The organism is Arthrobacter sp. HMWF013, from assembly GCF_003061105.1.
Lineage (GTDB): Bacteria > Actinomycetota > Actinomycetes > Actinomycetales > Micrococcaceae > Arthrobacter.
In genome coordinates this window covers 1-12,042 of the sequence record NZ_QAIQ01000629.1, presented here as the reverse complement: position 1 = coordinate 12,042, position 12,042 = coordinate 1, and the positions used below count along the sequence as shown (strand labels likewise).

Genomic DNA, 12,042 nt, shown 5'->3' with positions numbered 1-12,042 from the left:
CGAGTAGCTCGCGAGCTACTCGGCTGTTGTCCGCTTTACCAAAGGCCAACTGAGCCGTTGAAAGATGGGCCGAGAGCAGCCAAGGATCCTCGATAGTTCTGGACGACTGGGATAGTATCCAATGCGCTTGATCGGGCTCGTCCACGTGAACAAAAAAACGAGACGCTGACCTAAGAACGAATCGGTTATCCGGCGCTAAGGCGAGGGCGGCATTAATTTGCCGTTCTGCTTTGGCAGCGTTGCCCAGAATGGCATGTGCCAACGCTAAGTCCACTCTTGCCACCGCATTCCGAGGCTGTTCGTTCAACGTCTTTCGTATCCTGGCGACGTCAGCCTTAGCCGTGTCCTTTATGCCTAGCCCATCTACTTCTGCATAGCCAGGCTGTGGCGCGACGGCCCGTAAACGGCGCTGGTCAATTCCTCTGCGGAGAAGCAGCGGAGCCGACTCGTTGGCAGAAATGTAGTCCGAAACCTCGTCAACTTCGTCGCCCAGCAGTCGATTGGCTACGAGAGCCGCAAGAAGATCGGCAGCGACGTAAAGGGTTTTGTGCAGTCTGAACTCTGTCCTGAGACGGTCCAGCTCTGGAGTCGGAGCTTTGGGAGGGCTGGGAGAAGTAGGATGCAGCTCGCGGGTCGAGAGGGTGCTCCGGAATGTACGCCATCGTGGTACTACTTGCCTGTCCTCGCCTGGCTTGGTGGCGCTCATGCTGCAGCCCTTGCCCGAACGTATGCCTTGTGGGCCATCAGGTCAATTTCAGAGACGACGCGTTCTAGCGAAAAACGAGATCCCCGCCCTTTCACAGCAGCAGGGTGCCCCCGTCTGCGAGGGTCGGGCTGACAAAGGAACTCAACAACAGCACCCAATCTCGGGTCTGTATCTGTGGCCAAATCCGACTGGAGAGTCGTAATAATGCGGGAATAGGCATCTTCTAAGTAAGGAAGTACCTCGAGGAATGAATCCCCGAAGGCATCCCAATGGTGATGCTCCGATAGCTCGTCGGCCAAGAGTGAGTTCATAGTTGTTCCTGTGAACATAAACGTCGCCATGCTGCCCAACTGATACAGATCAGCTGCAAAGCGGCGCACGGATTCTTCCGGAAAAATGTAGCGATACAACTGCTCCGGTGGTGCATAAGTGCGGTCCCCAGGTGTGACTAGCTGATCATGTGACGCCGGAGCTCCTTTTCTGTAGGCGCGCCCGAGGTCAGCGACTTTGCCTACCCGACCACCGTTGACGTCATCGGGGAAAAGCAGAAAGTTCGATGGCTTGAGATCCTGATGGGCCACTTCGTTGGAATGCAGTTGTCGCAGCCCGACGGCTAGGTTGCGCAGGTACTCCAGCTTCAAGGCATTGGTAATCGTTCCCGCCTGGCTGAGAGCCACCCGAACATCATGGGAAGCCAGCTCAAAGATGATGTAATTAATGTCCGACAGCATAAAGTTAGACAGCTTGAATTGGCCGTAACTGATAGCAGTAACCACCCGCGACAATTTTCGCGTCCCACACATGACCAAGAGATCCCGCTCCGCGACGTACGCGCTTGTCGCCTCCAGCATCGCGTCGACGCCGTGACTAACGACCGATGCTAAGTCCAGAACTTTGAGAAAGCCTTGCCGGCCATTCTCCTGACTTACGAGGTAACCCACGCTAAAGATGCCGCCGGTCGAGCTAGGGGCTGGGTCGATTAAAGTCCCTACGGTCCATCCGCCCTCAAGCTCTTTACCTTCGAGATGTAACGCGGCGTTGAAGGCATCAAACGGAGAGCGCAAGGAGACCCCTATCTAAGTACAAATCTGTACAAGGTTACAGCCGAGAGGGGGGCCTCCGAACGTCGAAGTACGAACTGAGCGAGGCAGACGGGGTTCGTTCAACTGGACTGTTCGACCATTCGGTCCGTTGCGGCGCTCTGTTTGCCGGACACGGCGGGCAATGCTTCCCATCGCTTCTGGCCCCTTGTTGGCTGATGCCGTACGCTCTCCGATCCTGTCCCAGGAGACTCCGTGGCCGTGGCAGAGGCAACGGCATGGTGGAGTTGGGCTTCGAGGCCTTCAGGCTCCAGCTAAAGGTGCCACGGAACTGCGGCGAACGATGTATCGCGACATCCCGCAGATTTACATGACGTCGGCTATCAGCCGACAAAAGGCGGCAGCGGCAATCTCTGGTGGAGTCCTTGGCGAAGGCAGTGGCGGGGGAGGGTCGGCTGATCCCTCGTGGCCCAGGCCCCCCGGGCCTTTAGCGTGTCGGAGCGGCGATGGTAAGCGTGCGGGTTGCCAGTTCCCAGTAGTTTCTCAAGTTGAAGGGGGCATAATGAACCGAAGCTCCGGTCAACCGCTATTTGACCGGAGCTTCGCCACTGCTCATCGCGTGGAGCGCGTATTACGTCTTGCCGAATTTATCGATCTGCAGTCCAAGCGTTGGCACACACACTTCAAGCCGCCCGACATCGCCCCCGCACGTTTCGAGGAACAACCGTGCAACCGCGTACGTTACAGTCTCGTTCGAAGTGAGCACGAGAGAGATAAGAAGAGGAAGAAGCGCTTACGTGGCAGCCGACTATGACGAAGTCCGTTCCGACGTCAAGGAATCGCAGGATCGTTCGCTGGAGGACTTGCAGTCCGCGAACGCCCCGGATGCCCGCAGCGTCGTCACCGAGCTGGACGAAGCAGACGCCCTCGACGAAGGGCTGACACCTGGCGGCGAAATCATCTCCGACGAGCTCATCGTGCAAGTGATTCCCCAAGGCGCAGACGAGTTCACCTGCTATTCCTGCTTCCTCGTCAGGCACCGGTCCCAGCTCGCCCGCGAAAGCAACGGCCACTCGTACTGCATCGAGTGCGAAAACTAGGCCCACGGAGACATCGGCAGCACCAGCTTGACACACCCTCCGCAAACGGAAGCTGTAGACCTGGGGTCGATTACGCCTCGAACGGCGCGGTCCGCCACTCCTGCCAGCTGTGTCCGGTGCTGTTTCGCGCGTCGATGAGGCCAGCGGCGGCGTCGTAGGCGTAGTGGATGAAAGCCGAGGACTCGGTGCCGTAGTTGTATGACTCCACAAGTGCCTGTGAACCATCTGGGCTATAGAACACTTTGATCTCAACCTGCCGCTGTGAGAACTGCTGCTCCAGTTCCCGCCGGGCATTGTCCACCGCCCGGGCGAGGTCAGGACCGGGCGTTTCGGACGAAGCCGAAGAGGGGGAATAGGGACGGCGAGGGTACGGTCCTCTGCCACACTACTCGTGGCCTGGTCCCGGCGGGCAAGTCACGGAGGGATGGCATCTGCCCCACGGACAGGTGGACGTGAGCCGTAGTCAGGAAATCAGATTCCAGACGGGCGACGACTGGTACTGCCCATGATTAGGAGGGGTGGCGGGTAGCTGGCCCCTAACGCCATAAATTGGCAGCAGAGCCTCATATTGCCGCGTTCAATCTTGAGCGAATCTTGATTGGCAGCAAGCACTTGCTTGATCCTTTTCAGGAAGAGTGTCACCGTCAGGTCATGCAGAGCGCCTGACCTTTAACGGGGTTCGGGGTCCGTTGGCCGGCGCTCGTAATTCACAAGGATGCGCTTGAGAACCACGGTCAACATGCTTCGTGCAGAACAACCCGCAATTGCGGAGGCGCTGGGACCGACCGGGGCTGAAGCTGCTCCTTGTGTGCCTTCATTGTCGGGCGTCATTGGGGACAGCCCAGTTTTTGACCTGCAAAGCCTACGGGACATTGCCGATGATACGGAGGGCCCTGCCCTTGCTCTTCAATTTCTCAAGGACTTCTTGAGTTTGCAGCAGGTGCGGCTGTCCCGGTTCCTCGCCGCTCTGGCAGCCGAGGAGCCCGCGGCATCAGTTGATGCCCTACTTAGTTTGCACACCGCTTCGGCCATGGCTGGGGCAACGGAAATTGCCGAGCGCTGCGCGAGCATCCTGCCGCTTGTTGTGGCTAGGAATTTTGCGTGTGCGCGGGTACAGGCAGCAGCCCTGCAGCGCATCATCGATGTACTGGCTGCTGCCTCTCCGATGTTGCTGGAGCAAGTCAAGGCCCGACTTGGCGCCGAGGCCGCTGCCGCGTTTAGGCCTGTTTCAGGTTCGTGCTCCCAAGATGGGTAAGGTCATAGAGCGCCGCTACGCGGCTGAATTCGGGATCGGGCCCCGCAGCGAAAAACCTTTGGAGCCCGATAGCCTGCCGGGACACAGCTGCTTGAGGCGGGATGCGCAGTCGACAACATTTTGAGGCGCTGCCGGCATGTCTGTGTGTTGGTTGCTCCGTAAGGTCAGAACGCTGGTGCGACCGCGGTGGTCATCGGGCGAGTGGGAACCAGACTGACCGCACACAGTTCTCTGAGTGGTCCAGTGTGTGAGCATCTATCCGGCTGGCTGCGCGGTTGCGCTTCCAATTACGCTGACGGGTTTTCGCGCTCGATCCACCACGAGTAGGGCACCTCGTTTGTGTTCAGGGGGTTTTGTCGGGGGAAGGGGTGTGGGTGTTGTTGTGGAGCTGGGCTTCGATTGTGTGGGCCGGGGCGGGCATGGCGAGGAAGTAGCCTTGCCCCATGTGGCAGCCCATTGCCCTCAGGGTTTGCAGCTGGCGGGGTTCTTCGATGCCTTCGGCGATGACTTCCAGTTTCAGTTTGTGCGCAAGGTTCAGGATGCCTTCCAAGATGGCCGTGGAGGTTTGGTCGGTGTGTGCGAGGAAGGAGCGGTCGATCTTGAGGATGTCTGCTGGCAGTGTGGCCAGGGTGCTGAGGGATGAGAAGCCGGTTCCGAAATCGTCGATTGCTATGCGGGCACCGGATTCCTTGAGCGTGCAGAGCGCGGCGATTCCGCCGTCCGTGTCTGTGGCCAGGGACGTCTCTGTGATTTCAAGGATCACGTTATCTGCTTCGCTGGCCGCGTCGGCGAGGATTTCTTTGAGGAACACAAGACTGCGGGGGCTTGAGAGTTGGCGGGCGGAGAGATTGACCGATACCCACAGTCTGTTGTGCCCGCTGATGGCCGCACGCCAGGTGGCTACCTGGCGTGCGGCTGTTTTCAGGACCCACGCCCCGACGGCGTCTATGTCCCCGGTCTCTTCGGCGATGGGTATGAAATCCTCTGGACTCAACAAGCCCAGTGTGGGATGTTGCCACCGCACGAGCGCCTCGAGACCGACAATGGTGCTGGTCTGCAGGTCGATCACGGGCTGGTAGTCGATGCGTAGCTGGTCCTCGGCGGCAGCCGTGGCGATGCCTGCCTTCAGGGCTGCGCGGCGTGCCATCCGGTCGTAGTCCTCAGCGTCGAAGACCTGGTACCGGGCTTTGCCGCCGTGTTTGGCCACGTACATCGCGAAATCGGCCTGACGCAGGAGCTCCTGGGCGTCGGCGCTTCCGTGGTGTCCCCGGGCGACTCCCACGCTGACGCTGACCGTGGTTTTGTTGTTCCGGATGAAAAAGGGGGCCCGCAGGGCGTCGTGGATGCGCGCTGCGGTTGCCCTGCTTGTTTCGCAGTCCTCGTCCAGGACGATGATTGCGAACTCGTCGCCGCCCAGGCGTGCGACAAGGTCCTGGGTGCGTACGCAGCCGGTGAGCCGGGTGGCGAGTTGGGCCAGAAGCTCGTCTCCACCCTCGTGGCCGAGGGAGTCGTTGACGTCCTTGAAGTTGTCGATATCGACGAACAGCAGGGCAAGGCTCCGGGCGTTCCGCTGGAGCGCATTGGTCAGGGTCTCTGTCAGGACTGTCCGGTTCGCCAGCCCTGTCAGGGTGTCGTGGCTGGCGCGGTAGATCAGGGCCGCGTGGCTCTCGTGGACCGCTGCGGCCATGGAGTTGAAGGTTTCGGCCAGTTCGCCCAGTTCGTCGTTACGGGCTATTGGGATCCGGTGACGGTAGTCGCCGGCTTGGAGCTTCAGGGCTCCGTGACGGAGCTCTTGTATGGGTTTCATCAGGTCCCTGAGCATCCTGCGGCCGAAGTACACGGTGGTAGCCAGCGCCAGGCAGAAGTATCCGGCTCGGGCTGCGATCAGCAGTTGCTCGAGCGCGGCGGTGTGGGTAAGGCCCTCGTCCATTGACTTCAGTGCTGACCGTTGAGTGTCGGCCAGGAGCTCGCGCACCATGGCGCTGGAATCGGCGAAGTCTGCCATACCTCCTTCCTTTGTGGTGTCGCCTGCCGCTGGGGCGTGTTCGCTCCACAGTCCGTGGGCTTTCAGGCTCTGCTGCCAGGCGTCCCGGGTTTTGAGGAGGTTCGCTGCGGTCTCCCCGCCGGCCGGAAGGACCGCGGCGAGCTCGGTGAACTTGCGCGAGATGTTGGCCTGTTGTTCGGAAAACGCGACAGTGTCCGGCGGGGCTCCGTTCAGGATGCGGAGCCCGGCCTGTTGGTGGGCATCCAGTTCGGAGCGCAGCTCAAGAAGCCGGTCAGCATCCTCTTGGAGGCGGCTCGTTGTGGCCCGCATGTCGTTCATGACTGTCCTGACGCCAACGATGGTGACTCCCGCCCCGATGAGCAGGGCAGCGAGCATCAGGACGAACGCGGCTGTCCATTCCCGGCGAAGGCTCCGTTGCCGGCCGACCGGTCTCACGGACGGTGTAACTATTTCGGCTCTGTGATGCACGCAATTCCCGCCCTCAAAGCAAATCCAGTTCCCGGGTAAAGCCGAACCGGATATCAGGGCTAAGGGCGATGGTGAACGTCGTGAAGTCGACCCTGGTCACCAGAGTCCCCCAATCCGTGGCTCTCTCGCGGAGTGTATCGACGTGGCATGCTCCAGCTGCAGGTCTCTTGAGGTGGCGTCCTCGACCTTGATCGTGAGCGGCGGGATCTCCTTCGACATGTCGCTCTCCATTTCTTTCAGGCAGGGCCCGTTTTTGTCAGTGAAAAAGTTTCCGAAGGAAACCCGGGTCACGTCAGTCCGCTATCGGGAAGCCCGCTCTCGCCGGAGGACAGGGCCTACCGCGGAATCATTCAGCCGCCGCAGAATCCGATGGAAGGCCTATAGGGCGTGCCACAGGTGTGAGGCACTCCTCGATCAAAGACTTAGGAAATAAGAACGGAGCCCTGCTCCGTCAGCTGATAAACGGGCACAGCCGGAGACCGATCATCGGTCAACTGCTGATATTCACCGTGTGTCAGACCAGTGACGGTCGCTTCGATGTCTTCCAAGGATTGCGAAATCCAAGCCAGGGCGCTTAGATCCTCGGAAGTCTGGGCAGAGCCGATCAGACATTCATCCAGGAGTACCATCAAGTCCCTGATCCTGACGGAGATCTCGCGAAGGCTTGGTGAATAAGGGCTGCCATCGCCAGCAGTGACGGCCGGGAGCCCATCATAATAATCTGTCGTCATCGACTTCTCCTCATAAATCACGTTGAACGGAAGAAACTACCTCCGCTGGGCCAGCCACCATGGTCATAACGCCACCACGTTCCGTGTCTCTTCGTCGTGCCGCCGCGTCTCGCGTGCCTCAGGGCGGATGCACCCTGAAGGAGAGCCCGCGTTTCCTTGGTAAGGAAAGGGCCAGGAGATATTTTCAACGGCGACTTTTGCTCATGACATCTGCAATGGCATTTTGGTTTGGGCGCTTGGAGGGAATGCTCAGTTTACGGACCGCAAAAAGAAGTCGCACAGGGGTTCGATGGTAATCGTGAATTTTCACCCAGTGCGGCTGGTGTCAATATTTTCGCATTACAACCTCTGTTTGCAACTCCAAGTCTTCGCGCTACCAGAAACGGCAGTCGTCTATTGAATTGCGCGGGTGTCACACTTTCCCGGTCATTTCTCAGGCGGGGCCGCGGACTGAAGCAAAGCTCCGGTCAGCCGCTATTTGACCGGAGCTTTGCCACGTTGCCTCGTGGGGGAGCGGCCCCCATCTTGGGTAAGCCGCCGGCCCATGCGGCGTTCAAGATCCTGCCACTCTGCCTTCGAGCGGTTCAAGCCCGGAAATCCAGCCGGGCCATGCTACTGCGCCTGATTCTCTTGGAGCAGTTCGACCTGACGAACCGAAGTTACAAGGCGCCCGGGTGGTTGGCCCTGGTTTGGTTGCGCAGTTGGCGGCAACGTTCCATGGCTTGTTTCGACCGTTCCGCGAGCTGGTGCCGGCCCGATACCCGGTAAAGGTCAGCTGCCCATTCAAATTCTGCGGCAGCATCCCCGTAGAGAGCTTCGTCGAAGAGCCGGCGTCCGATGTGGTGACGTACGTGGGCTTCCTCCGCACGGGTGGAGACCAGCTGCAGGGCCTCTTCCTGCAGGGCCGCGGCTTCATGCCAGCGGTACTGGCGTAGGAAGACCTGGGCAAGCACCAGCAGCAGTTCTCCCCGGTCGGGTGAACCTTCCAGAGCCTGAAGGCCTTCCCGGAGGGCCTCGCTCTCGCGGTTCAGCAGTGCCAGATACCGGACACGATCAAGCAGGGCGAGCTCGCTGGCGAGGGCGTTCTCGAGCGCCTTCGGGTCAAGCGCGACGTCGCGGAGCGTCACAGGATCGATGTGCCAGGCTCCTGAAATGTCTCTCACTAAAGTGCCCTCCGTAAAACCTCGTCACGGGAACCACCTGCTGACCGGAAGAAGTCGACGGCCGGGGTAACGGCCTTATGTTCTCATGCCGGCCGGGCCGGGACGATGAGCAGGCCCGCCCGCTGGTAAACCGAGGCGGAGTTTCGCGAAATTCACAGCAAATCCAATTCTTGGATAAAACCGAATTCCACATCCCGGCTCAACCTTGCAGTAAATGTCCTGAAGCTGTGCCGGGTAATGAGAATCCCACAATCCCTGGCCCTGGCTCGGAGCAGCTCGGTGGCCTGCTCCAGCTGGTCATCCCTTGACGCCCGGTCCTGGGCCTCGATGATAAGGGGTGGTGCTGTCGGCATAATTGGTCTCCATCGTCCAAATGTATGAGGGTGTATGAGGGGTTTGCAGACCGAGACTCATGCCCGCGATTGAAGCTTCAACCGGTCAGCTTTACATAAACGTCGGCTATCAGTCCCGGCTTGCCCGGTTTCACAGGGAATTCCCAGCTGCAGGCGCACATAATGAACCGAAGCTCCGGTCAACCGCTATTTGACTGGAGCTTCGCCACTTGCCAGCGCCCGCGCAAAGGCTGCAGCCGCGGCACGAGATGATGACTGCGGTTTAGTTCAGTCCTGTAGGGCACGCAACGATGTTCGCCAGAAGGCCTTCAAGTAGCCCCTCTCAGCCGCAGCTTTACATAACATCCGTTATCGGCTTTCTAAAACCCCCGGGGGGCAAAAGGAACGGCCGCATCCAAGAACCCGCAAATTCACGCAAGTAGCTCGGTCTGAAGCCGTGAAAGCTGTCGTCCGCGAGCTGGCACCGCTTCGAGAAGGTGTGGGACCCACTGGCAAGTGAGAGTAAGCAAGCGTAGCGTCGGTTGCAGAAATTCAGCGATAGCGGCGCCAGCCCGACCTCCAGGCGTGCTGGCGCCGGTTTTAAGGAGGCCTCAATGGCTGGCTGGAATGGTGACACTGCAGCAGGTCCCTGGGTGCCGGAACCATCACCTTGGTGGAGGGATCGTCTTTCTGCATCTCCTTGCCGAATGGGGATATACGCCCAGTACATCCCCACGGCATGTACGTGCAAGACACCCGCATCCTCTCGTGTTGGAGCCTAAGCATAAACAGCCAGCCGCTCGAGTCGCTGGCGGCGGAGACGAAGGAGCCATACCGGGCCCTGTTCGCCGGGCGTGTCCCCCGGTCTGATGGGTATGGGACAGCCCGCTGATTGTGGAGCGGCTCGTTCAAGGACTTCCCGAAGGCATGGTGTTCCACCGCGGGCAGCGGCCGTGGCTGACGAAACTCGTGGACCAGGCCAGCCAGCACCGAAAGACTCAATAGCCGAAAAGGCGCAGCCGGTCCTCCCTATCTGCAAGGCCCACGCACAGGGCCCTTGCCGACAGCTACTGTCCCCCAGTCATCGAGCGCCTTCACGCCCGACGACCAGTGGGTCAGGAGCGGGTCGACGGCGGAACGTCAGTGCCGTCTGTCGGCTCACCGGGCTTCGCCTTGGGGTGGTTCACGATGGTGCCTTCCACCGGACCGTTTGCCTCAGTGGAGTCGGTTTTGCCGTCGTTCTTCATTTCCTTGACCTCGGACTTGATGATCCGCATGGACTGTCCCAGGCTCCGGGCCATGACCGGAAGCTTGGGTGCGGCGAAGAGCAGCAATGCAACAACGATGATGATTACGATCGGCCAAGGGCCATCAAAGAGTCTTCCCACCGGGAATCCTTTCGGGTTTGTCCGGCTAAGCCGGTTTGACAGAAGGCTAACAAGCGGCCCTCTAAAAGAGCGGTGGCGGACGCCTCCCCAGGCCATACTGGAGCGGCAACGACTGGAGCGCGAGGAGGCCGTAATTAGCAACATTTGAGCCCCAATGATGTGCTCTTCATTCTGCTGACTCAAGAAACAGGGCCAGTAAGGCCGGGTATGACTAGGGTGCGGCAGCGAACAATGCTTGATGCTCAAACGCTCGGCTCTCCAATATGAGGAATCGGAAACCCCTGAGCCAGGGCTCTCAAAGAGCTACTTGCCGGTGGCCCTGTGCGAAGGTCTGCACTTCGTCCTTGTGCTTCATGGGTGCCTTACTGTCCCGGTCTGTATCGCGTATCTCCGGTTGGTGTTATTTGGTTTGAGCTCGAGCTGGGGCAACTGCACCCATAAGCATCTCGAGATGCAAGTTGTCTTCCGGATCAGCATTGTCCAATCGGGTTCTTAGTAACTCTTAGGCTTCCGACCAATCCGGAAAGACCAGCGCCCCTAGGTCACTCACGGATACCGGCCCAGTTCGAGAGGGATTGGTAAGAAGATCCTCCCTCAGCAGCAGTGGGGCCATCTCCTGAGCTGACGTTGGCGAGGAGGCTTCCAACTGAACCGCCATAAGCCGGGTCTCAAGGACCATAAGCGCGGGAGTGCATTTGAGGCTCGGAAATGCGGCGTTGGATACCTCCCCCGAACCGAACGTGGAGGATTCTGTGCTTATCGGGTTGCGGCGCTTCATCACTGACTTCCTTCTCAGTCCTCCGGCCAACGGCGTGATTGATCTAAGTATGAACTTGATCATGGAAGAGAGCAATACCCTGAGAATGAATAAGATCATTCTAGCCCCCACTCGCGAATTGGTTAGCGGAGTTCGAGCTGCCCCGGTTCTTATGGGGCGGGGGCCTGTCGGCGCAGCGCAACGGAGGCTCCCGGCAAGCGTGAACGAATCCATCCAAATTACTCTATTGACCGCTTCGTTGAATAATGTTCTACTTCTGAAGATGCGGCTGACTCCGCAATGACTAGCACTCTCGCAGATGAGAGCCGAGAAGGGTTAGACCGGGTGGCCGGGTCCGCCGCGCCTCGGCCGTAGGGAAGGAAGCACATGACCGATCCACAGGACCATCGTCTGGTCCCCACCACGGGAAGCGCCCAAGGCCTGGACCAAAAGGTTGAGGGTGGATGTCCAGTGGCGCATGGCAGCGTGACCTCGCACGGCAGCGAGAGCGAGAATCCGGCGATCGATTCTCCGCAGCCCAAGGGGCACAGGCCGCGGACCGTCGCAGACTGGTGGCCCAACCAGCTGGACCTCTCCGTGCTCCACTCCCACAACCCCGCGGGCAACCCGCTCGGCCCCACCTTCAGCTACTCCGAAGAGTTCCAGAAGCTCGACGTCGAGGCTCTCAAGCAGGACATCATCCAGGTCCTCACGACCTCCCAGGACTGGTGGCCGGCGGACTTCGGCCACTACGGCGGCCTGATGATCCGACTGAGCTGGCACGCTGCAGGCACCTACCGCGTCCATGATGGCCGCGGCGGTGCCGGTGACGGCAGCCAGCGCTTTGCCCCGCTGAACAGCTGGCCGGACAACGCCAACCTGGACAAGGCCCGGCGGCTGCTGTGGCCGGTCAAGCAGAAGTACGGCCAGAAACTCTCTTGGGCGGACCTGCTGGTCCTCGCGGGCAACGTGGCCCTCGAGTCCATGGGCTTTAAGACCTTTGGCTTCGCCTTCGGCCGCGAGGACGTCTGGGAGCCCGAAGAGATTTTCTGGGGGCCCGAGGACACCTGGCTCGGCGACGAACGCTACATCGGCGA

At 59.9% G+C, this 12,042-nt stretch carries 10 protein-coding genes and 1 pseudogene; 4 read left to right on the top strand and 7 right to left on the bottom strand.

The genetic code is table 11. The features are described from left to right. Both DBR22_RS24205 and DBR22_RS20940 read right to left on the bottom strand, forming a co-directional pair. Positions 1–706 (bottom strand): tetratricopeptide repeat protein (locus tag DBR22_RS24205; protein WP_219928149.1); only part of this gene is annotated, 706 nt, incomplete at its 3' end. Beyond that, positions 703–1,770: a protein kinase domain-containing protein gene (locus DBR22_RS20940; RefSeq protein WP_108600576.1), complete on the bottom strand. Its 1,068-nt coding sequence runs from the start codon at positions 1,768–1,770 to the stop codon at positions 703–705. The genes DBR22_RS20940 and DBR22_RS24205, both read right to left, overlap by 4 nt. Positions 1,771–2,543: 773 nt before the next feature. Between DBR22_RS20940 and DBR22_RS20935 the strand changes: the two genes are divergently transcribed. Further along, positions 2,544–2,846, top strand: coding sequence for a DUF4193 domain-containing protein (locus DBR22_RS20935; protein ID WP_108600575.1), 303 nt, complete (start codon positions 2,544–2,546; stop codon positions 2,844–2,846). Positions 2,847–2,916: 70 nt separating this feature from the next. Here DBR22_RS20935 and DBR22_RS24010 read toward each other — a convergent pair whose 3' ends face one another. Next, entirely contained in the window at positions 2,917–3,147 is a 231-nt protein-coding gene (locus DBR22_RS24010; RefSeq protein WP_108600574.1) for a hypothetical protein, read from the bottom strand. A 420-nt stretch (positions 3,148–3,567) separates the two neighbouring features. Here DBR22_RS24010 and DBR22_RS20925 point away from each other — a divergent pair, with 420 nt between their 5' ends. After that, positions 3,568–4,101: an Hpt domain-containing protein gene (locus DBR22_RS20925; protein ID WP_146187604.1), complete on the top strand. Its 534-nt coding sequence runs from the start codon at positions 3,568–3,570 to the stop codon at positions 4,099–4,101. Positions 4,102–4,444: 343 nt separating this feature from the next. Here DBR22_RS20925 and DBR22_RS20920 read toward each other — a convergent pair whose 3' ends face one another. The 3 genes from DBR22_RS20920 to DBR22_RS20910 all read right to left on the bottom strand — a co-directional run bounded on the left by DBR22_RS20920 (position 4,445) and on the right by DBR22_RS20910 (position 8,468). Further along, positions 4,445–6,541 (bottom strand): putative bifunctional diguanylate cyclase/phosphodiesterase, encoded by a 2,097-nt coding sequence (locus tag DBR22_RS20920; RefSeq protein ID WP_146187603.1) that lies wholly within the window; start codon positions 6,539–6,541, stop codon positions 4,445–4,447. A 455-nt stretch (positions 6,542–6,996) separates the two neighbouring features. Beyond that, complete coding sequence (locus DBR22_RS20915) at positions 6,997–7,305, bottom strand: hypothetical protein (protein ID WP_108600571.1); 309 nt, start codon at positions 7,303–7,305, stop codon at positions 6,997–6,999. A 659-nt stretch (positions 7,306–7,964) separates the two neighbouring features. Continuing rightward, a complete protein-coding gene (locus DBR22_RS20910; protein WP_258229354.1) occupies positions 7,965–8,468 on the bottom strand; it encodes a hypothetical protein in 504 nt (167 codons plus the stop codon). A 946-nt stretch (positions 8,469–9,414) separates the two neighbouring features. Between DBR22_RS20910 and DBR22_RS20900 the strand changes: the two are divergent. Continuing rightward, a pseudogene (locus tag DBR22_RS20900) lies at positions 9,415–9,706 on the top strand (glycogen debranching N-terminal domain-containing protein); the annotation flags it as partial. Between the two features lie 209 nt (positions 9,707–9,915). Here the strand turns inward: DBR22_RS20900 and tatA are convergent. Beyond that, the gene (gene tatA / locus DBR22_RS20895; RefSeq protein ID WP_108600568.1) at positions 9,916–10,188 is read right to left on the bottom strand and encodes a Sec-independent protein translocase subunit TatA; all 273 of its coding nucleotides are present in this window, start codon (positions 10,186–10,188) and stop codon (positions 9,916–9,918) included. Between the two features lie 1,144 nt (positions 10,189–11,332). Here tatA and DBR22_RS20885 point away from each other — a divergent pair. Next, on the top strand, positions 11,333–12,042 hold a 710-nt coding region (locus tag DBR22_RS20885), incomplete at its 3' end, for a peroxidase family protein (protein ID WP_308810250.1).

Coding starts and splice junctions, on each gene's coding strand:
- DBR22_RS20915 (WP_108600571.1), bottom strand. CDS start 7,305: ATGACGACAGATTATTATGATGGGCTCCCGGCCGTCACTGCTGGCGAT.